The organism is Kitasatospora mediocidica KCTC 9733 (genome assembly GCF_000744225.1).
Classification (GTDB): domain Bacteria; phylum Actinomycetota; class Actinomycetes; order Streptomycetales; family Streptomycetaceae; genus Kitasatospora; species Kitasatospora mediocidica.
The window spans coordinates 192140-211888 of the sequence record NZ_JQLN01000005.1 but is presented as its reverse complement, the minus strand read 5'-3'; the positions used below and the strand labels follow the sequence as shown (position 1 = coordinate 211888).

At 72.4% G+C, this 19749-nt stretch carries 21 protein-coding genes; 16 read left to right on the top strand and 5 right to left on the bottom strand.

All coding sequences use genetic code 11. From position 1 onward, the window contains the following. The first annotated feature begins 5 nt into the window (after nt 1-5). A complete protein-coding gene (locus BS80_RS15085) occupies nt 6-1031 on the top strand; it encodes an ATP-dependent 6-phosphofructokinase (RefSeq protein WP_035797777.1) in 1026 nt (341 codons plus the stop codon). Between the two features lie 24 nt (nt 1032-1055). After that, entirely contained in the window at nt 1056-1898 is an 843-nt protein-coding gene (gene thiD, locus BS80_RS15080; protein WP_051966639.1) for a bifunctional hydroxymethylpyrimidine kinase/phosphomethylpyrimidine kinase, read from the top strand. A 130-nt stretch (nt 1899-2028) separates the two neighbouring features. Here the strand turns inward: thiD and rpmB are convergent, their stop codons facing one another. Then, a complete protein-coding gene (gene rpmB, locus BS80_RS39400) occupies nt 2029-2214 on the bottom strand; it encodes a 50S ribosomal protein L28 (protein ID WP_083974744.1) in 186 nt (61 codons plus the stop codon). Between the two features lie 302 nt (nt 2215-2516). Here rpmB and BS80_RS15075 point away from each other — a divergent pair, with 302 nt between their 5' ends. The 10 genes from BS80_RS15075 to mutM all read left to right on the top strand — a co-directional run bounded on the left by BS80_RS15075 (nt 2517) and on the right by mutM (nt 12318). Further along, on the top strand, nt 2517-4145 hold the full coding sequence (locus tag BS80_RS15075; RefSeq protein WP_035797774.1) for a DAK2 domain-containing protein: 1629 nt from the start codon (nt 2517-2519) through the stop codon (nt 4143-4145). 37 nt (nt 4146-4182) lie between these two features. Further along, on the top strand, nt 4183-6396 hold the full coding sequence (recG, locus tag BS80_RS15070) for an ATP-dependent DNA helicase RecG (protein ID WP_035801256.1): 2214 nt from the start codon (nt 4183-4185) through the stop codon (nt 6394-6396). Between the two features lie 114 nt (nt 6397-6510). Further along, nucleotides 6511-7020, top strand: coding sequence for a hypothetical protein (locus BS80_RS15065; protein WP_035797772.1), 510 nt, complete (start codon nt 6511-6513; stop codon nt 7018-7020). Nucleotides 7021-7123: 103 nt separating this feature from the next. Next, a complete protein-coding gene (gene rsmD / locus BS80_RS15060) occupies nt 7124-7720 on the top strand; it encodes a 16S rRNA (guanine(966)-N(2))-methyltransferase RsmD (RefSeq protein ID WP_035797771.1) in 597 nt (198 codons plus the stop codon). A gap of 32 nt (nt 7721-7752) precedes the next feature. Further along, complete coding sequence (gene coaD / locus BS80_RS15055; protein ID WP_035797769.1) at nt 7753-8241, top strand: pantetheine-phosphate adenylyltransferase; 489 nt, start codon at nt 7753-7755, stop codon at nt 8239-8241. A gap of 191 nt (nt 8242-8432) precedes the next feature. Then, nucleotides 8433-9644, top strand: a complete 1212-nt coding sequence (locus BS80_RS15050) for an ATP synthase F0 subunit B (RefSeq protein ID WP_035797768.1) — start codon at nt 8433-8435, stop codon at nt 9642-9644. 189 nt (nt 9645-9833) lie between these two features. Beyond that, the gene (locus BS80_RS15045) at nt 9834-10484 is read left to right on the top strand and encodes a YceD family protein (RefSeq protein WP_035797763.1); all 651 of its coding nucleotides are present in this window, start codon (nt 9834-9836) and stop codon (nt 10482-10484) included. Between the two features lie 2 nt (nt 10485-10486). Continuing rightward, entirely contained in the window at nt 10487-10660 is a 174-nt protein-coding gene (rpmF, locus tag BS80_RS15040) for a 50S ribosomal protein L32 (RefSeq protein WP_035797762.1), read from the top strand. A gap of 14 nt (nt 10661-10674) precedes the next feature. After that, on the top strand, nt 10675-11439 hold the full coding sequence (gene rnc / locus BS80_RS15035) for a ribonuclease III (RefSeq protein ID WP_035797760.1): 765 nt from the start codon (nt 10675-10677) through the stop codon (nt 11437-11439). Between the two features lie 15 nt (nt 11440-11454). Next, a complete protein-coding gene (gene mutM, locus BS80_RS15030; RefSeq protein WP_035797758.1) occupies nt 11455-12318 on the top strand; it encodes a bifunctional DNA-formamidopyrimidine glycosylase/DNA-(apurinic or apyrimidinic site) lyase in 864 nt (287 codons plus the stop codon). Between the two features lie 12 nt (nt 12319-12330). Here mutM and BS80_RS15025 read toward each other — a convergent pair whose 3' ends face one another. The 3 genes from BS80_RS15025 to BS80_RS40785 form a co-directional block, all read right to left on the bottom strand. Further along, on the bottom strand, nt 12331-13278 hold the full coding sequence (locus BS80_RS15025) for a hypothetical protein (protein ID WP_035797756.1): 948 nt from the start codon (nt 13276-13278) through the stop codon (nt 12331-12333). Nucleotides 13279-13396: 118 nt separating this feature from the next. Beyond that, nucleotides 13397-15022 (bottom strand): LCP family protein, encoded by a 1626-nt coding sequence (locus BS80_RS15020; protein ID WP_232246494.1) that lies wholly within the window; start codon nt 15020-15022, stop codon nt 13397-13399. Further along, complete coding sequence (locus tag BS80_RS40785) at nt 15015-15590, bottom strand: DUF6542 domain-containing protein (RefSeq protein WP_157536286.1); 576 nt, start codon at nt 15588-15590, stop codon at nt 15015-15017. Before BS80_RS40785 ends, BS80_RS15020 begins: the two co-directional genes overlap by 8 nt. Before the next feature lie 334 nt (nt 15591-15924). Between BS80_RS40785 and BS80_RS15010 the strand changes: the two genes are divergently transcribed. After that, a complete protein-coding gene (locus BS80_RS15010; protein WP_035797755.1) occupies nt 15925-17307 on the top strand; it encodes a hypothetical protein in 1383 nt (460 codons plus the stop codon). A 111-nt stretch (nt 17308-17418) separates the two neighbouring features. After that, nucleotides 17419-17904, top strand: a complete 486-nt coding sequence (locus tag BS80_RS15005) for a winged helix-turn-helix transcriptional regulator (RefSeq protein WP_035797754.1) — start codon at nt 17419-17421, stop codon at nt 17902-17904. 7 nt (nt 17905-17911) lie between these two features. On the opposite strand, the gene BS80_RS15000 is transcribed toward BS80_RS15005, so the two are convergent. Then, on the bottom strand, nt 17912-18424 hold the full coding sequence (locus BS80_RS15000) for a CAP domain-containing protein (RefSeq protein ID WP_051966637.1): 513 nt from the start codon (nt 18422-18424) through the stop codon (nt 17912-17914). Between the two features lie 107 nt (nt 18425-18531). On the opposite strand from BS80_RS15000, the gene BS80_RS14995 reads away from it, so the two are divergent. Continuing rightward, entirely contained in the window at nt 18532-18810 is a 279-nt protein-coding gene (locus BS80_RS14995; RefSeq protein ID WP_035797753.1) for an acylphosphatase, read from the top strand. 478 nt (nt 18811-19288) lie between these two features. After that, a complete protein-coding gene (locus tag BS80_RS14990) occupies nt 19289-19492 on the top strand; it encodes a hypothetical protein (protein ID WP_035797752.1) in 204 nt (67 codons plus the stop codon). Nucleotides 19493-19749: the final 257 nt, after the last annotated feature.

Below are 19749 nucleotides of genomic sequence, written 5' to 3'. Positions count from 1 at the left end.
GCCGTATGCGAATCGGTGTCCTGACCAGTGGTGGCGACTGCCCCGGGCTCAACGCGGTGATCCGTTCGGTGGTCCACCGGGGCCTGGACGTGCACGGTGACGAGATCCTCGGCATCGAGGACGGCTTCCAGGGCCTGATCGAGGGTCGGGCCCGGATCATCGGCCACGACGACGTCACCGGTCTGCTCACCATGGGCGGCACCATCCTCGGCTCGGCGCGGGTGCAGCGCGAGCGGATCGCGTGGGCGGTGGAGAACGCCCGTACGCTGGCCGGCAATCTCGGCATCGACGCGCTGATCGCGATCGGCGGGGAGGGCACGCTGACCGCCGCCAAGATGTTCAGCGACGCCGGGCTGCCGGTGGTCGGCGTGCCCAAGACGATCGACAACGACATCGAGTCGACCGACGTCACCTTCGGCTTCGACACCGCCGTGCACGTGGCCACCGAGGCGATCGACCGGCTGAAGACCACCGCGGAGTCGCACCAGCGGGTCATGGTGGTCGAGTTGATGGGTCGGCACACCGGCTGGATCACTCTCACCGCGGGCATGGCGGCCGGCGCGCACGGCATCCTGATCCCCGAGAAGCCCTTCGACATCGAGGCGGTCGCCCGGATGATCGAGGAACGCTTCGAGCGCGGCAAGAAGTTCGCCATCATCGCGGTCGCCGAGGGCGCCAAGCCCGCCCCCGGCACGCTGCGCTTCGACCACGGCACGGTCGACCAGTACGGCCACCAGACCTTCGGCGGGATCGGCACCCGGCTCGCGCACGAACTGGAGGACCTGCTCGGCAAGGAGGCCAAGCCGGTCATCCTCGGGCACACCCAGCGCGGCGGCACGCCCACGGCCCGCGACCGGGTGCTCGCCACCCGGTTCGGCTGGCACGCCGTGGAAGCCGTCCACAAGGGCGCCTTCGGGCACTTCACCGCGCTGCGCGGCACCGAGATCGAGCTGCTGCCGGTCGCCGACGCGGTCCACCGGCTGAAGACCGTGCCGCAGGACCAGTGGGCGGAATCGGAAGCCGTCCTCTGAGCGGCGCCCGGTAGGTTGGGCGCCATGTCTGCTGCAACAACCCCTCCGGGGGTCCTCGCCGTCGCCGGCTCCACCGCGCCGCCTCGCGTCCTCACCGTGGCCGGTTCGGACTCCGGGGGCGGGGCCGGCATCCAGGCCGACCTCAAGACCATGCTGGCGCTGGGCGTGCACGGGATGAGCGTGATCACCGCCGTCACCGCGCAGAACTCGCTGGGCGTGCAGGGCTACTGGGAGCTGCCGGCGCAGGCCGTCCGGGCCCAGTTCCGCAGCGTGGTGGACGACATCGGTGTGCAGGCCGTGAAGACCGGCATGCTGGCCTCGATCGAGCTGGTCGAGACGGTCTCCGAGCTGCTCGCGGGCGTCGACGCGCCGGTGGTGGTGGACCCGGTCGGGGTCTCCAAGCACGGCGACGCGCTGCTCGCCGCCGAGGCGGTCGCCACCGTCCGCGAGCGCCTGTTGCCGGTCGCCACGCTGGCCACCCCCAACCTGCACGAGGTGGCGCAGCTCACCGGCATCACCGTCGTCGAGGAGCGCGAGATGCGCCCGGCGGCCGAGGCGCTGCTGGCGCTCGGCCCGCGCTGGGTGCTGGTCAAGGGCGGCCACCTGGAGGGCGAGGCCGCCGACCTGCTGGTCGGCGCGGACGGCGGCGAGCACTGGTTCCGTTCGCCGCGCTACGACAACCGGCACACCCACGGCACCGGCTGCACGCTGGCCAGCGCGATCGCCTCCGAGCTGGCCAAGGGCCAGGACGTGCCGTCCGCGGTGGCGGCCGCCAAGGAGTACGTCACCGGGGCGATCCGGGCCGGCTTCGCGCTCGGCGAGGGCATCGGCCCGGTCGACCACGGCTGGCGGCAGCGCAAGCACTGAGGCCCGGAAACCTCTGTAGGGCCCGGCACAGGTGTGCCGGGCCCTACAGAGTGGTATGAAGACCAAACAGAAAGCCGACCCATCCGAGGATGAATCGGCTTACTGGAGGACCGGCTTACCGGTCTGCGCGTCAGCGCGAGACCTTACCGGCCTTGATGCACGAGGTGCAGACGTTGAGCCGCTTCGGCGTACGCCCAATCACAGCGCGCACCCTCTGGATGTTGGGGTTCCAACGACGAGGGGTACGGCGGTGCGAGTGGGAGATGCTGTTGCCGAAGCCCGGCCCCTTGCCGCAGACGTCGCAGTTGGCAGCCACAGGAGTCACTCCAAGACTTCAGAATCATTTACGTTCGAAAACCCCGGCTGATCCGTCCCGGAGCACTCGCGTGACCCGGATCGACTCAAGGGGTGAGCCTGGACTGTTCCAGGCAACCGGAGCAGCATACAACGGCTACTCCCGTTCAACGAAATTACCACGAGCGGCCGGGCCGTTGCCCCCGCCAGGCCTCCTGCCAGCGCTGATCCCGCCACCGCCCGGATAACCTGCCGAAGGGCACCGGGGCCCGGTCTTCCCGGTCTCGCCCCACGTTCCCGTCGCGTTCACCTGGAGGAGACCCGGTGCAGGACACGCTCGACGCCCTCGCCGTCCGCACCTGGTGCCGGCTCGCGCTGTCCGCGCTCGGCCAGGCCCGTGAGGAGATCGACGCGCTCAACGTCTACCCCGTGCCGGACGGGGACACCGGGACCAACCTCTACCTGACCGCCGAGTCCGCCACCGCCGCCGTCGAGCAGTGCTTCGAGGACGGCGCCGAACCGGGTCTGGACGCCACGGTCAGGGCGATGGCCAAGGGCGCGCTGATCGGGGCCCGCGGGAACTCCGGGGTGATCCTGGCCCAGCTGCTGCGCGGGACGGCCGAGGTGCTGGCGCAGCGCGGCGGCGGCCCGCAGGCGCTCAGCGCGGCGCTGCGCCGGGGTTGCGAGGCGGCCTACCAGGCGGTCGCCGAGCCGGTGGAGGGCACCCTGCTGACGGTGGCCGCCTGCGCGGCCGAGAGCGCCGAGCGGGCCGAGCGGGACGGCGGCGGCCTCGCGGAGATCGCCGGCGCCGCGCACCAGGAGGCCCGCCAGGCCCTGCTGCGCACCCCCTCCCAGCTGGACGTGCTGGCCAGGGCGGGTGTGGTGGACGCCGGCGGGCGCGGTCTGGTCGCGGTCCTCGGCGCGCTCGCGGACGCGGTGACCGGGCAGCAGCCGATGGGCCCGGTCGCGCTCGGCGAGGATCTGGGCGCGGTGCTGCCGGGCTGCGAGGGGCATCTCCGGCCGCCCGGGCCCGGCCATCCCGCGTTCGAGGTGATCTACCTGCTGGACGCCCCCGACGCGGCGCTGCCCGTGCTGCGCGAGCGGCTGGCGGCGCTGGGCGACTCGCTGGTGGTCGGCGGCGGCGACGGGCTGTGGAGCGTGCACGTGCACGTGGACGACGCGGGCGCGGCGGTGGAGGCCGGGGTCGAGGCCGGCCGGCCGTACCGGATCCGGGTCACCCACTTCGCCGAGGCCGCCGCCCGCGCCGGGGCCGGCGGAGCTCCCGGCCCGGCCGCCCGCGCGGTGCTCAGCGTGGTCGGCGGCGAGGGACTGGCGCAGCTCTGCACGCTGGCCGGCGCCGCCGTGCTGCGGGCCGACCCGGACGCGCCGCCGTCCAGCGCCGAGCTGGCGCAGGCGGTCCGGGCCTGCGCGGCCGGTGAGGTGATCGTGCTGCTCAACGACCCCGAACTGCGGGCCACCGCCGGCGCCGCCGCCGACCAGCTGCGCGAGGAGGGCGTGCGGGTCGCGGTGCTGCCCACCCGCTCCCCGGTGCAGGGCCTGGCCGCGCTCGCCGTCCACGAGGCGGGCCGCCGCTTCGACGAGGACGTGGTCGCCATGACCTCGGCCGCCGGGGCCACCCGGTACGCCGAACTGGCCGTCGCCGAGGGGGAGTCCTGGACGATGGCCGGGGTCTGCCAGGCCGGTGACGTGCTCGGCCTGATCGACGGGGACGTGGCGGTGATCGGCCCGGAGATCGCCGCCACCGGCGCCGAGGTGCTCTCCCGGATGCTCGCGGCCGGCGGCGAACTGGTCACCCTGGTGCTCGGCGAGGGCGTCCCGTCCGGCCTGGCCGACCAGTTGGTGGCGCACGCGCGCAGGCAGCGCCCCGAGGTGGACACCGTGGTCTTCGCGGGCGGACAGCAGAGCGCGCCGCTGCTCATCGGGGTGGAGTGAGGGCCGCTGTCGCAGCGGTGGTGTCCAATAGGGCGTGATGGCCGCACTGGACGAACCCCTGACCAAGCTCGTCGGCGACCGCACCGCGAAGGTGCTCGCCGACAGCCTCAAGCTGCGCACGGTCGGCGACCTGCTGCACCACTACCCGCGCCGGTACGCCGAACGCGGTGAGTTGACCAGCCTGGACGACCTCGACGTGGACGAGCACGTGACGGTGCTCGCGCGGATCGAGAAGGTCACCCTGATCCCGTTCAAGCAGCGTCGCGGCGACCGGCTGGAGGTGGTGGTCACCGACGGCCGGGGCAAGCTCACGCTGGTCTTCTTCAACCAGGGCTGGCGGCAGAAGGAGCTGCGGCCCGGCTCGCAGGGCCTGTTCGCGGGCAAGGTCGGCGTCTTCAACCGGACCCGGCAACTGGCCGCGCCCGACTACCAGCTGCTGGACGCCGACGCGGACTCCTCGGTGGCCGAGAAGTTCGCCGGCCGGCTCATCCCGGTCTACCCGGCCAGCGCTCAGTTCCCCAGCTGGAAGCTGTCCCAGTGCGTGGACATGGCGCTGGACAGTCTCACCGCCACCGGCTGGGAGGGCGTCGGCGAGCCGCTGCCGGCCGAACTGCGGGCCGAGCACGCGCTGATCGCGCTGCCCGAGGCGCTGGAGTCGATCCACCGCCCGCGCACCCACGCCGACCGCGAGCGCGCGCAGAACCGGCTGCGCTGGGACGAGGCGTTCGTCCTGCAGGTCGCCCTCGCGCAGCGCCGGGCCGCCGACTCGGCGTTGCCCGCGGTGGCCCGGCCGGCCCGTTCCGGCGGCCTGCTGGACGCCTTCGACGCCAAGCTGCCGTTCACCCTGACCCAGGGCCAGCGATGCGTCTCGGCCGAGATCTTCACCGACCTGGCGACCGAGCACCCGATGCACCGGCTCCTGCAGGGCGAGGTCGGCAGCGGCAAGACGATGGTCGCCCTGCGCGCGATGCTCACCGTGGTGGACGCCGGCGGCCAGGCGGTGCTGCTGGCGCCGACCGAGGTGCTCGCCCAGCAGCACCACCGCTCGATCGTCGAGATGATGGGGGAACTGGCCGAGGGCGGGATGCTCGGGGGCTCGGAGCTCGGCACCAAGGTGGTGCTGCTGACCGGCTCGATGGGCGTGCCGGCCCGTCGCCAGGTGCTGCTGGACATGGCCTGCGGGGACGCCGGGATCGCGATCGGCACGCACGCGCTGATCCAGGACAAGGTCCAGTTCCAGGACCTCGGCCTGGTCGTCGTCGACGAGCAGCACCGGTTCGGCGTCGAGCAGCGCGACGCGCTGCGCGCCAAGGGCGAGAAGCCCCCGCACCTGCTGGTGATGACCGCCACGCCGATCCCGCGCACGGTGGCGATGACGGTCTTCGGTGATCTGGAGACCTCGGTCCTGGACCAGCTGCCGGCCGGCCGCTCACCGATCTCCAGCCATGTGGTGCCCTCGCTGGAGAAGCCCAACTTCCTCGCCCGGGCCTGGGAGCGGATCCGCGAGGAGGTCGGCAAGGGCCACCAGGCGTACGTGGTCTGCCCGCGGATCGGCGACGAGCCGGACGACCCGAAGAAGAAGCGCAAGACCGCCCCGGACGACACCGAGGACCTCGGCGCGGGCAGCGACGAACGCCGCCCGCCGCTGGCCGTGGTGGCCACCGCCGAGATGCTGGCCAAGGGCCCGCTGGCCGGACTGCGGGTGGAGATCCTGCACGGCCGGCTCACCCCGGAGGCCAAGGACGACGTGATGCGCCGCTTCACGGCCGGCCAGGTCGACGTCCTGGTGGCGACCACGGTGATCGAGGTCGGGGTGAACGTGCCGAACGCCACCGCGATGGTGATCATGGACGCGGACCGTTTCGGCGTCTCCCAACTGCACCAGCTGCGCGGCCGGGTCGGGCGCGGCAGCGCGCCCGGGCTCTGCCTGCTGGTCAGCGAGATGCCGGCCGGCAGCTCGGCGCGGGCCCGGCTGGACGCGGTGGCCGGCACCCTGGACGGCTTCGAACTCTCCCGGATCGACCTGGAGCAGCGCCGCGAGGGCGATGTGCTGGGCCAGGCGCAGTCCGGCGTGAAGTCCTCGCTCAAGGTGCTCTCGGTCCTCCAGGACGAGGACGTGATCGCCACCGCCCGTGAGGAGGCGGGCCGGCTGGTCGCCGTCGACCCGGAGCTGGCCGACCATCCGGATCTGCGTACCGCGCTGGAGAGCCTGTTGGACGAGGACCGGGCGGAGTTCCTGGAGAAGGGCTGACGGCCCCGGACGGGCCGCCGGACACCCGGGATTGTCAGTACCCCGCGAGAGAATGAAGGTGTTCAGGGCGCACCCCCAAGGTGCGTTCCTGACACGACACTTGGGGGTCCTGCCGTGGCATTCCGTCATCTCAACGAGCTCCCGCTCGGCGACAAGGTTTTCCGGATCGAACTCGCCAGCGACGACGACCGAGAGGTCACCCTCACCCTGACCGGCTGGCGCGAGGGGTCGGCCGCCGAGCCGCTGGCCTCCGGCCGGCTCCGCCTCCCGGTGGAGGACGTCGCCAGCCTGCGGATCGCGCTCAACCGCGCGCTGCGCGCCCTGGCGATCGTCGCCGACGTCTCCGAGCCGATCCCCGACCGCGACGTGCTGCGCGAGCTCTACCCGGGCCACGGCGCCCCCTGGGTGCCGCAGCACGAGGAGGAGCTCGTCCGGCGCTTCCACGACAACGAGACCATCGCCCGGATAGCCGCCCGGTTCGGCCGCACGCCCGACTCCGTCCGTACCAAGCTGCGCGAGCTGGGCCACGACCCGCGCCGGCCCGAGCACTGCCCGCCCGACGGCTGCCTCTCCTGGTCGCGCTACGCCTCGCCGGCCCTGCTGGGCGCGGTGCCCCAGGAGTAGCGCCGGCAGCCGCCCCGCGACCCACCGCCCTCCTGTCCGGTCTCGGACAGGAGGGCGTATAGCGTGGTCACGGAAGAGACAGCTCCGACAGTTCAGGATCGTCATGACCCGCGTGATCGCCGGGGTGGCCGGTGGCCGTCGGCTGGCCGTACCGCCAGGCCGCAGCACCCGTCCGACCTCCGACAAGGCCCGCGAGGCGATGTTCTCCACGCTGCAGGCGCTGCGCGGCACCCTCGACGGGGTCCGGATGCTCGATCTCTTCGGCGGCTCCGGCGCGGTGGGCCTGGAGGCGCTCTCCCGCGGCGCCGCGCACGTCCTGCTGGTGGAGGCGGACGCCTCGGCGGCCAAGGTGATCCGGGAGAACGTCAGGACGCTGGCGCTGCCCGGGGCCGAGGTCCGCGCGGACCGCGCCGAGCGGGTGGCGGCCGGCCGGGCGCCCGAGGAGCCGTACGACGTGGTCTTCCTGGACCCGCCGTACACCGTCACGGACCAGGAGCTGTGCGAGATGCTGATCACACTCCGCTCTGGGGACTGGCTCACGGACGACGCACTCGTCACCGTGGAACGCAGCACCCGGGGCGGCGAGTTCGACTGGCCCGAGGGCTTCGAAGCACTCCGCTCGCGCCGTTACGGCGAGGGCACGCTCTGGTACGGCCAGGCCACCGGGGCCGAGGCCGCCGCAGCCGACCGGGCGAACTGACCGGGCGAACTACCGAAGGGACACCCCACCTCATGCGCCGCGCCGTCTGCCCGGGCTCGTTCGACCCGATCACCAATGGCCACCTCGACATCATCGAGCGGGCCTCCAAGCTCTACGACGTGGTGCACGTCGCGGTGCTGATCAACAAGAACAAGCAGGGCCTGTTCAGCATCGAGGAGCGCATCGAGCTGATCGAGGAGACCACCGCGAGCTACGGCAACATCGAGGTGGAGTCGCACCACGGCCTGCTGGTGGACTTCTGCCGGGCGCGCGGGATCCCGGCGATCGTCAAGGGCCTGCGGGCGGTCAGCGACTTCGACTACGAGCTGCAGATGGCCCAGATGAACCGCGGCCTGACCGGCGTCGAGACGCTCTTCGTGCCGACCTCGCCGACGTACAGCTTCCTCTCCTCGACCCTGGTCAAGGAGGTGGCCTCCTACGGCGGCGACGTCTCGCACCTGATCCCGCAGGCGGTCCACCAGCGCCTCGCCGACCGGATCGCCGAGCGCGCCGCACAGTAGGGCGACTGGCGGATCGTCATGGGCTGTCCGCCTCCCGGGTGGCGGCGAGGCGGACGGCGTTGTCACGGCACCCCGTGGTGGACGTACAGTCTGTACTCCCGCCTCGCGGCGCCCCCGGACTGACCCCGGGTGTCGCCCGGCTCCGCTGCCTCCGCCCGTATCCCGGCGGCACACGGAAAGACAGAAGACCCGTGGACGTGCAGAACAAAGTCGATGAGATCGTCGCCGCGGTCGAGAACGCCCGCTCGATGCCCATGTCGTCCTCCTGTGTGGTGAACCGGGCCGAGCTCATCGCCCTGCTCCAGGAGCTGCGCGAGGCGCTGCCGACCGAACTCGCCCAGGCCCAGTCGGTGATGGCCGACCACGAGCAGCTGGTGGCGGACGCCCGCGGCGAGGCGGATCTGATCATCCAGGGGGCGCACGCCGAACGCGGCTCGCTGATCTCGGACACCGAGGTGGTCCGCCGCTCGCAGGCGCAGGCCGACCGGATCCTGGCGGAGGCGCGCGAGGAGATCGCGCTCAAGCGCCAGGAGGCCGACGACTACGTCGACAGCAAGCTGGCCAACTTCGAGGTCGTGCTCACCAAGACGCTGGGCGCGGTCGGCCGCGGCCGGGACAAGCTGCGCGGTGAGCAGAGCGCGTACGAGACCAACGACGCGGACGGCGAGGAGTTCCAGCCGCGCGACACCCCGAGCCCCGAGGTCGACGAGTACGTCGATGTGAAGCTCGCCACCCTCCAGGCCGTGCTCAGCGGCACCCTGGAGGCGGTCGGCCGCGGCCGCGACAAGCTGCTCGGCAAGGCCCCGATCGACGAGCTCGGCGCCTACCTGGCCGCCGCCGACGAGGCCCAGAACCAGAAGGACCGCGCCGAGGCGGTGGCCGCCGGCTTCGCCGAGGAGGGCTTCGCCGACCTCGCCGACAGCGCGGACGACCAGCCCGCCTGGTACCGGGCCGAGGTCCCGCAGCAGCAGAGCTGGCCCGAGCAGACCCCGGTCGAGGCCGGCTGGCAGGCCGCACCCGGCGACGTCCCGTACGCCGCGGCCGCGCAGTACCAGGGCGGCCAGGAGGCCCCGTACGCCCAGCAGCACGGCGGCGGCGAGTACGCCGAGGTCTACGGCGGCGGCTACGACCCGGCGGTCCAGGCCGACCCCTACGGCGGCCACGGCCAGTACGGCTACCAGGGCCAGCAGCAGGCCGACCCGTACGCGGCGCCCTCCTACGGCTACCAGCAGCAGGAGCAGGCCTACCCGGCCGCCCAGCAGGGCTACGACCCGTACGGCTACCAGCAGCAGCACCCCGTCCAGCCCGCCCAGCTGCCGCAGCAGGCCGGCCTGGACGAGACCAGCTTCTTCGACACCAGCATGATCGACATGACCAGACTCCGGGAGCTCGGCGGCCGCTAGCGGCCGCCGGGTGCGGCGGTGCCGGTCGTCCGAAGTTGGGCCTGGCGCCGCTCTCCGGTAGTCTGACCACTCCGGTCTTTCCATACCGGACCGTTCGGCTGCCCGCGCACCAGTGCCAGGCACCCGGACCAAACCCAAGAACCACTCGCGTGGCGCAGCGATGCGCCCGCCGTAGGAAGTCAGGACACCTTGAACCGCCTCGACCACCGCGACCCGCTCGTGTTCGACACGCATGAGCTCGGCCGTCGCCCCGGTTCGCTGCGCAAGGTGTCCCGCACCCTGAAGGCCCCCGAGGGCCTGGGGATCGTCGACGTGATCGGCGTTCCTGCGGACAGCGAGATCGTCCTGGAGCTGCGCCTGGAGTCGGTGGTCGAAGGGGTGCTCGTGACGGGCACCGCCGAGGCCGACGTCACCGGAGAGTGTGTGCGCTGCCTGGAGCCCGTCGAGGACAGCCTCGACGTCGACTTCCAGGAGCTGTACTACTACCCGGAGGCCGACGAGCGCGGGCGCACCCGGACCGGCGGAACCTCCTCCGAGGAGGAGTCCGACGAGGACGAGGATGAGATCTACCGGTTGGAGGGCGATTACTTCGACCTCTCTCCGGTGCTGCGTGACGCGGTGGTGCTCGCACTGCCGCTGCAGCCGGTGTGCCAGGAAGACTGCCTGGGTCTGTGCTCCGAATGCGGAGCACGCCTGAGCGACGACCCGGCCCACCACCATGATGTCGCCGACCCCCGGTGGGCGGCATTGCAGGGACTCTCCGCCGCCCCTGGCGACGAGGGTGACGGAATCAAGACCAGCAGCACCCGTGAGGGTTCTGCCGAAGATCAGGAGAAGTAGCCGTGGCTGTTCCGAAGCGGAAGATGTCGCGCAGCAACACGCGCCACCGACGTTCCAACTGGAAGGCCGTCGTCCCGGCCCTCGTGGCGTGCGACCGCTGCCACGAGCCGAAGCTCGGTCACACCGCGTGCCCGAGCTGCGGCACGTACAACCGTCGCCAGGTCCTCTCGGTCTGATCGGCGGGCGTTCGATGTCGGATGACAACTCTTCCCGCAAGTCGTCCCCCAGCAATGGGGGGAAGGGCGGCGGGCCGGCGTCGACCGACTACGACGTCCTGGAAGGGCGCCTCGGGTACACACTCGAGCGCGCCCTTCTGGTACGTTCGCTGACCCATCGTTCGTACGCCTACGAGAACGGCGGTCTGCCTACCAACGAGCGCCTGGAGTTCCTCGGGGACTCGGTGCTCGGACTGGTGGTGACCGACACCCTCTACCGCATCCACCCGGATGTCCCGGAGGGCACGCTCGCCAAACTTCGCGCCGCGGTGGTGAACTCCCGCGCGCTCGCCGAGGTCGGCCGCGGTCTGGAGCTCGGCACCTTCATCCGGCTCGGCAAGGGCGAGGAGGGTACCGGCGGTCGCGACAAGTCGTCGATCCTCGCCGACACCGTCGAGGCCGTGATCGGCGCCATCTACCTGGACCAGGGCCTGCCGGCCGCGACCGAGTTCGTGCACCGGCTCTTCGACCCGCTGATCGCGGAGTCCTCGCAGCTGGGCGCCGGTCTCGACTGGAAGACCAGCCTTCAGGAACTCACCGCCTCGGTGGGCATCGGCGTGCCCGAGTACGTCGTCGAGGAGTCCGGTCCGGACCACGAGAAGACCTTCAACGCCGCCGCCCGGGTGGCCGGCGAGGACTACGGCAGTGGCACCGGCCGTTCCAAGAAGGAAGCCGAGCAGAAGGCCGCCGAGAGCGCCTGGCGCGCGATCAAGGCCAAGCACGCCGACCCTGCCGCGTAGGACGGGAGTCCCGCCGTGCCCGAACTTCCCGAGGTCGAGGTGGTCCGGCGCGGACTCGCGCGCTGGATCACCGGCCGTACCGTCGCCGAGGTGCAGGTCCTGCACCCGCGCGCGGTACGCCGCCAGCCCGCCGGGGCCGGCGAGTTCGCCGCGCTGCTCACCGGCGCTACGTTCGGCAGCGCCCAGCGGCGCGGCAAGTACCTCTGGGTGCCGCTGGACGACGGCGAGACGTCGATGCTGGGCCACCTCGGGATGAGCGGGCAGCTGCTCGTCCAGGACCCGGCCACCCCGGACGAGACGCACCTGCGGGTCCGGCTGCGCTTCACCGACGGCGGGCGCGAGCTGCGCTTCGTCGACCAGCGGACCTTCGGCGGGCTCGCCGCCGAGCAGGCCGAGGCCGGTGATCCGGAGGCCACCCCGGTCTCGCTCGCGCACATCGCCCGCGACCCGCTCGACCCGCGCTTCGACGACGCGGCCTTCGCCGCCGCGTTGCGCGCCCGCCGCACCACGGTCAAGCGCGCGCTGCTCGACCAGACGCTGATCAGCGGGGTCGGCAACATCTACGCGGACGAGGCGCTCTGGCGCTCCAAGCTGCACTACGACCGCCCCACCGAGAGCCTCACCCGGCCGTTGGCCGCCACCCTGCTGGCCAACGCCCGCGAGGTGATGAACGCGGCGCTGGCGGTCGGCGGCACCAGCTTCGACAGCCTCTACGTCAACGTGAACGGTGAGAGCGGCTACTTCTCCCGCTCGCTGGACGCCTACGGTCGCGAGGGCGAACCCTGCTACCGCTGCGCCACCCCGATCCGGCGGGCCGCCTGGATGAACCGCTCCAGCTACTACTGCCCGCGCTGTCAGCGCGTCCCCCGGCCGCGCTGACCGCTCGCACCGTCAGCGCGTGCTGAGTTCCGGCTCCCGCGCGCCGGACGGCGGGAGCGCCTCCTCGCCCTGCCCGAAGTGCGCCACCGCCACCGCGCCGGCGACGGCCAGCACGAAGCCGACGACGCCCAGCCAGCTCAGGCCGTGCCGGGTGGCGTCGCCCAGCCACAGCACGCCGATCACGCCCGGGACCACCGTCTCGCCGACGACCAGGGCGGCGGTCGCGGCGTTGACCGAGCCGGTCTGCAGCGCGACGGTGTGCAGGTACATCCCGCCCAGGCCGCCGACCAGGATCGCGTAGAGGGCCGGGTCGCTGAGCAACTGGCCCATGTCGAACGGGTCCACGCCGTTCAGGACGCGCACCCCGATGCCGAGCGCGCCGAAGCCGAGGCCGGAGACCAGGCCGGCCACGATCGCCCCGCTGGTGCCGAGCCGGCGGACCAGCAGCGAGCCGCCCGCGATCACCGCCACCGAGACCAGCAGCAGCCACCAGTGGGTGGAGATCGGCGTCGTGCCGGTGCCCTCCGGGCCGGCCGCCACCGCGAGCATCACCAGCGCCGCGCAGACCACCGCGATGGAGGCCCACTCGGGCCGCTTGAGCCGCATGCCGAGCAGCTTGATGCTGAGCAGCGCGGTGATCACCAGGTTGGCGCTGATCACCGTCTGGGAGAGGAAGAGCGGCAGCAGCCGGGCGGCCAGCGCGCCGAGCAGGAAGCCGATCAGGTCGAGCGCGGTGCCGAGGATGAACTCCCAGGTCACCACGGCCTTGGCGGTGGAGGTGAGGCTGGGGCCGCCGTGCTCGGTGGTCATCACCGGGGCGTCGCTCGCAGCCGTCGTGCCGGCGGCCGCAGCCGCGGCCGCCTCCTCGCGGGCCGACCGGCGGGAGCCGACCGCCTGCAGCACCGAACCGGTGCCATAACAGGCGGAGGCCGCCACGGCGGTCACGAGGCCGATGATCACCAGATGCTCCGATCAGGTAAAACGCCTGCACGGCGTGGATGCTCCCACTATGCCCTGTGCTGCAGCAGGGTGAAGAACCCCGGCCACGGGTGAGACCGGGCCGGGGGACGGACGGGCGTCAGTCAACGCAGGGGATGCCGCCCATCTTCACCGGCGGTCCCTGCATCGGAAGGTTGGCAGCCGGGTCCTGAGCCCCGCTGGAGCCCTTGGCGGCCGGGCTCGCGGCGCCGCCCGCCGGCGCGCCGGGCGGGGTGTAGCCGGTGCCCAGGGTGACTTCGACGTGACCGGCACGGGTGGTCGCACCGGCGGTCGCCGTGACGCCGTAGCGGGCCGCGATCTGGTCGGCCGCCTCCTTCGCGCCGGCGCCGTAGGTGACCGTGGTCCTGGTCTGCCGCGGGGCCTGGCCGATCCGGCCGGCGGTGAAGCCGAGCGCGGTCAGCGCCTTCGACTCGGTGGCGGCGGCGCCGGCGGTGGCGGAGGTGTTGAGGACGTCGACCGTGCCCGGGGGGGCCTGCGACGCCGGTGCGGACGCGGCGGCGGAGGGGGCGCTCTCGGTGGGGCTGTCGACCGGGGCCGGCTCGGCCGCCGGGGCCGGAGCCGGGTCGTGCCCGGTCAGCTGCTGCACGATCCGCTTGATCTGGACCGGGTCGACCTTGTTCACGTCCTGCCCGTTGACGGTCGCGAAACCGGCGATCGGCAGGGTGTTGGCCTCGACGTGCCCGCCGGAGAGGTTGGGCGCCTGCTGGGCGAAGTCCAGGACGTTCCACTGGTCGTCCATCACGACGTCCTTCTTGACCACGTCGAAGAGCTGCTGCATCTTGCCCAGGTCGCCCATCACCCCGGCGCCCTTCAGCTTGGCCACCACCGAGGCGATGAAGGCCTGTTGGCGGTGGGTCCGGTCGAGGTCGCCGTTGGCCAGGTTGTGCCGCTGGCGGACGAAGGAGAGCGCCTGCGAGGCGTTCAGGGTGTTCAGGCCCGCCGTGAAGTCGGCGCCGGAGCCCTGGCCCGTGATCGCGGGGTCCCGGGTGGCGTGGTTGAGGCAGACCTGGATGGGTTCGACGGCCTTGGCGATGTCGTAGAAGCCGAGCAGGTTGACCTCGGCGAAGTGGTCGATCGGGATGCCCAGGAAGGACTGCACGGTCGCCAGGGTGGCCTTGCGGCCGGCCTCCCGGCTCTGGCGTTCCAACTCGGGCTTGGAGAGCCCCTTGCCGCCCAGCTTGACCTCGGCCATCGACTTGGCGATGCCGTAGGCCTCCTTGATCTTGTGCATCTTGCCGTCCGCGCCGACCGTCTGCACGTAGTCGTCGCGCGGGATGGAGAGCGCGGTGACCTGCCCGCCGTTGGCCGGGATGTGCATCACCATCAGGGTGTTGGTGTTGTAGCCGCCGACCTCGCTGCTGGAACCGGCGTGCAGTTCGTCCTGGACGAACTGGCCGGGCAGGTCCTCGCCGTTCATGTCCTTGCGGCTGTCCAGGCCGATGAGCAGCAGGTTGACCGAGTTGTCCAGATGCGGGGGCGCGCCCTTCCTGATGTCGTTCAGGGCGCTGGAGGTGGTCAGGCCGTTGGTCAGCGACTGGTAGGCGTACCAGCTGAAACCGCAGGTGCCGAGGACCGCCAGCGAGGTCGCACAGGCGATCGTCCGGCCGGCGACGACCAGCGGCGGGGTACGGCGCGGGGGTGCGGCGGGGCCGGGTCTGCGGCGGGCGGCGCGGTTGGTCCGGCCGGCTCCCTGGTGTTCAGGCACGACGGCCTCCGCTCTCTCGTACGACGCGTACCAGTACGACGGCAAGGGCGGCCACGAGGGCCGACGCCATCACCGGGAACCCGTGGATGGCCAGCCGCGCGGCATCGGTGGCCAGTGCTTTGCCGTCCTGGTACTTAGACGAGTCGGCCAGCACCCGGGTTGCGGCCGTGACGCCGAGTACCACCGGAGGAGGGGCGGGGAGCACCCACCACCAGCCGGCCGGACTGGTGAGCTGGGCCGCTGCGGCGGTGCCGAGGACGGTGAGCACGGCGAAGGTCCAGCCCGGGCCGGAACCCAGCAACTGGTCCAGCAGCGCGCCCGTCAACGGCAGGCCGAGCACCAGGAGGACGGCGGTTCCGCCGGCGCGCGCGCCGCGGGCCGGGCGGCGGCTCTGCGCGCGTCCAGCGCACCGCCGACCCTCCGCCCGGCCGCCCGCGGCGGACTGCGGCGCCCGTCTCGGGTCCGACCGCCGGCCCCCGAGCCGCTCGGCCGGTGCCCGGCGCTGCCCGGGGACCTCGGCCTGCCCCTCCGCCTCTTCGGCGGGCGCACCCGCCCATTGGCCTGCCATGTTCCTACCCTCGTGAGGTCGGGGGACCGACCGGCGAGCACGCCGGGCGGCTGCCGACATTCGACAGTTGCGAAATGTAGCAAGTGTTTTCGCGTTCGGGGAGTGGCCCGAGGGGGCCTCGGAGAGCGCGAAGGTTACCGGGTTCCCCGGGGTGTGCCGAACGTAACACTTGCGTAAGAGAAATAGTGTTGACCGATTGTTGGCCTGTTATTGCCTCTCTGGTCCAACTCGACTGCCATGCGCAGAAGTTGGCGCGCCGCGCGACTTCGCCTGGGAATCCTCGGCGTCCTGCGGGCTCCGGAGAACGGTTTGGCGGCCCGGTAGCGTCGGGGGTATGAGAATCGTTCCCCGCCGTTCCCGGGTCGCCGGTCCGGCCGCCGTGGTGGCGCTGCTCGGGCTGCTGCTCCTGCTGCTGGCTCCCGGCGCCGCGTCCGCCGCGGGCGGCCTCGACGCCGCCTCCTCCGCGCTGAAGCAGGGCAGGGTCTACGTGGACCCGGCGATGACGGGCCAGTTCTCGCAGGCCCAGGCCGACGCGCTGACCGCCAGGATCAAGGCCGCCGACAAGCCGATCTTCGTCGCGGTGGTGCCCGCCACCGACCAGTACCCGGCGAAGACGGTGATCAAGGACCTGCGCACCACCACCGGCGTCACCGGGGTCTACGCCGTCTGGCGCGGCACCGAGTTCGCGGTGGGCAGCGACAACGCCGCGCTCTCCCGGCAGAGCGCGCAGAACTACGCGCAGGCCGCCTTCGACGCGCACAAGACCGACGTCAACGCGGCGCTGAACAGCTTCGTCGACAACGCTGCGCCCCAGGTGCACGGCCACGCTCCCGGCGCCGCGGGCTCCTCCGGCATCAGCACCGCGGCGATCGTGGTCCCGCTGGTGCTGCTGGCGCTGGCCGGCTCCGGCGTCTTCCTGCTCTTCCGGCGCGCGGCCAAGCGCAAGGCGGAGCAGAAGGCCGCCGAGCTGCGCCAGCTGCGCACGGTGGTCGACGAGGACATCACCGCCTTCGGCGAGGAGCTCGACCGGCTGGACTTCAGCCCCTCGGCCGCCGACGTGGACGACCTCCAGCGCGCCGACTACACGCACGCGCTGGACGCCTACGAGAACGCCAAGCGCACCATGGACGCGGCGAAGGAGCCGGCCGACGTCAAGGCCGTCACCGAGGCGCTGGAGGACGGTCGGTTCGCGCTGGCCGCGCTGGCCGCCCGCCGCGAGGGCCGGCCGCTGCCGGACCGCCGTCCGCCCTGCTTCTTCGACCCGCGGCACGGCCCGTCCACCCAGGACGCCGACTGGGCGCCGGACGGCGGCGCGGCCCGGACCGTCCCGGTCTGCGCGGCCGACGCGCAGCGGCTGGCCACCGGCCTGGACCCGGCGATCCGCACGGTCCAGACCGACCAGGGGCCGCAGCCGTACTGGAACGCCGGTCCGGCCTACGGGCCGTGGGCGGGCGGCTACTTCGGCGGCTACGGATCGGGCCTGCTGCCCGGCCTGCTGGTCGGCACGATGCTCGGCTCGGTCTTCTCCGGCGGCGACGCCTGGGCGGCATCCGGCCCGGGCGGGTACGAGGGCGGGCAGGACTCCTCCTTCGAGGGCGGTGACTTCTCCGGCGGTGACTTCAACGCGCAGGACTTCAGTGGCGGGTTCTCCGGTGGCGACTTCGGGGGCGGTGGCGACTTCGGCGGGGGCGGGGACTTCGGCGGCGGGGACTTCTGATCCCCGCTCCGGCCGTCCGGCGTCTGCCATGAGCAACGGGCCCGTCACCGCGAGGTGGCGGGCCCGCGTCGTTCAGTTTGAGAACGAAACCCGCTGTGGCAGGCTGGCGGAGTGACCGCAGACAGCTCTTCGCGCCCCCCGGGCCGCCCCTGCTCGATCGCCGCCGCCCTGCAGGTCATGGGCGAGAAGTGGGCCCTGCTGGCCGTCCGCGAACTCTTCTACGGCAACCACCGCTTCGACCGGATCGCGCGCAACACCGGCGCGCCGCGCGACCGCCTGACGGCCCGGCTGCGCGCGCTGGAGGAGGCCGGGGTGCTGGAGCGCCGGCTCTACCAGGAGCGTCCGGCGCGCTACGAGTACCACCTCACCGAGGCCGGCCGGGAGCTGGCCCCGGTCATCCAGGCGCTGCTGGTCTGGGGCGACCGCTGGGCCGTGGACGAGCCGCCGGTCACCCTGATGCACCAGGTGCCCGGTCACCCGGACCACCCGCTGGACGCCGCCTGGGTCTGCCGCACCTGCGAGGTGCGGCCGAACGGGCCGGACGTCACCCTCGACATTCACTCGCCCGGCTGGGAGCGCTCTGGGCCGATCGGCTGACACGCCGCTAGCGGGCGTTCTGCGGGTAGCCGAAGTCCTCGGTCCACCAGGGGCCGCCGGGGCCCTGGTGCAGGCCGGTACCCAGGGTGGTGAACCGGCAGTCGAGCAGATTGGCGCGGTGGCCGGGGCTGTCCATCCAGGCGGTCACCACGGCCTCGGGGGTCGGCTGGCCGCGGGCGATGTTCTCGCCGCCGAGGTAGCCGATGGACGCGGCCCGGGCGCGGTCCCACGGGCTGTGGCCGTCGGGGTCGGTGTGGTCGAAGAAGCCGCGGCCGGCCATGTCGTCGCTGAGCGACTGCGCCAGCGAGTCGAGCCGCCGGTCGGCCGTCAGCGGCCCGCAGCCGGCCTGCCGGCGGTGCTGGTTGACCAGAGCGATCACCCGGGCCGAGTTGTCGGCCGGGGCCGCGGCGGCCGGGCCGACGGTGACCACGGCGCTCACGAGGGCGGCGCAGCAGAGCGAGAGCGCCAGCGCCCCGGCCGGTCGGGGGCGGCGCCGGGGCTGCCGAACGGGTCTGGTCATGGCGTCGGCTCCTCGATTCGTCACTCTGAGGCATCGTCCAAGGACCGTACGTCAGCATGGTCGGCTCTGGCGTGAGGTGCGCGGTATTGCCCGACTATGGTCGTGGGATGCAAGAAGTAGTCCGAGCCACCATCTGGGTGCGGGGAACCGTGCAGCAGGTCGGCTTCCGCTGGTGGACCAGGGCGCGCGCGCTGGAGATCGGCCTGACCGGATATGCCAGCAATCTGGGCGACGGCCGGGTGCAGGTGGTCGCCGAGGGGTCCCACCAGGACTGCGAGCTGCTGTTGGCGCTGCTCCGCGGCCCCGGCACCCCGGGGCGGGTGGCCGGCGTGACCGAGATCTGGAGCGCCACCGGCGACGGGTACGACGGGTTCGCCATCCGCTGACGATCACGCTCCGTCGCGGCGGCGGGGGTCTGTCGGGGCCCGGTCAGGGCTCGGCCGGGTTCCGGCCGGGTGGAGCATTGATGGAAGATCACCGGATCGGGTGACCCGCGGGTCAACAGGCCGTGCCGCGCGGTTGCGGTCGGCGCGCTGCCGTGGTTGACTCCGCATCGAGCAGTGATCCACCTCCACACGGTGGACACCTCCGCGACCCCGTGGTGTGTCAATCCCGCCATGCAGGTGACAGCGGCGTCGTAGCTCGCGGTGATCGTGTTGACCCGTACGGTCTTTGGTGAGACGCTGGAAACCCGCGCACACGACCGCGTTTTTCGGGCAGGGCCATGCCCTGTGGCCGTACATCCACAGTGTTTGACCTGTTAATGCCCAGCCAGCACTGCCCGTTATCCGCAGCGCGTGCGTGACCCCTTCCCTCGACCTATACCGTACCGGTTCGGTCACTCAGCGTGGAGGACCATTCATCATGGCAAAGGCGCTTCTCGGGTACGTCGGCGGCCCCGACCCGCGAATGCTTTCCGAGATGCGGCGGCTTCAGCTGCGCGTCCAGGACCTGGAATCCGAGCTGACTCGGATGCAGGCGGAGAACGACGCACTCGTCGCTGTCGCTGACGAGCACTCCCTGCTCAGCAGTATCGATCTGGAACAGCGGGAGCCCGCGCTCACCTGATCCACGATCGCTGTCGACCGGCCGCGACCGGCCGACCTCGCCGCATGTTGACGCATTCCGCTTCCGCACGGGACGCGCTCACCAGGGACGCCCTCACCGGCGTCCCTTCGTCGTCTCTGTCTCGCTCCACTGTCCCCCGGTTGCCCCCACTGCTCTCCGCCGCCTCGCGCGGCGGGCCGCCCGGCGATCACACCGGGCCGTTTTCCAGAGACTGCCCACCGGCCGCCGCGACGAAACCGGCGAGCGCGGCCTGACGG

Excerpts from the sequence above, each read along its gene's own strand:
- BS80_RS15000 (WP_051966637.1), bottom strand. The coding sequence starts at position 18,424 with ATGACCAGACCCGTTCGGCAGCCCCGGCGCCGCCCCCGACCGGCCGGG.
- rsmD (WP_035797771.1), top strand. The coding sequence starts at position 7,124 with ATGACCCGCGTGATCGCCGGGGTGGCCGGTGGCCGTCGGCTGGCCGTA.
- coaD (WP_035797769.1), top strand. The coding sequence starts at position 7,753 with ATGCGCCGCGCCGTCTGCCCGGGCTCGTTCGACCCGATCACCAATGGC.
- BS80_RS14995 (WP_035797753.1), top strand. The coding sequence starts at position 18,532 with ATGCAAGAAGTAGTCCGAGCCACCATCTGGGTGCGGGGAACCGTGCAG.
- thiD (WP_051966639.1), top strand. The coding sequence starts at position 1,056 with ATGTCTGCTGCAACAACCCCTCCGGGGGTCCTCGCCGTCGCCGGCTCC.
- rnc (WP_035797760.1), top strand. The coding sequence starts at position 10,675 with ATGTCGGATGACAACTCTTCCCGCAAGTCGTCCCCCAGCAATGGGGGG.
- BS80_RS15085 (WP_035797777.1), top strand. The coding sequence starts at position 6 with ATGCGAATCGGTGTCCTGACCAGTGGTGGCGACTGCCCCGGGCTCAAC.
- recG (WP_035801256.1), top strand. The coding sequence starts at position 4,183 with ATGGCCGCACTGGACGAACCCCTGACCAAGCTCGTCGGCGACCGCACC.
- BS80_RS15010 (WP_035797755.1), top strand. The coding sequence starts at position 15,925 with ATGAGAATCGTTCCCCGCCGTTCCCGGGTCGCCGGTCCGGCCGCCGTG.
- BS80_RS14990 (WP_035797752.1), top strand. The coding sequence starts at position 19,289 with ATGGCAAAGGCGCTTCTCGGGTACGTCGGCGGCCCCGACCCGCGAATG.
- BS80_RS40785 (WP_157536286.1), bottom strand. The coding sequence starts at position 15,590 with ATGGCAGGCCAATGGGCGGGTGCGCCCGCCGAAGAGGCGGAGGGGCAG.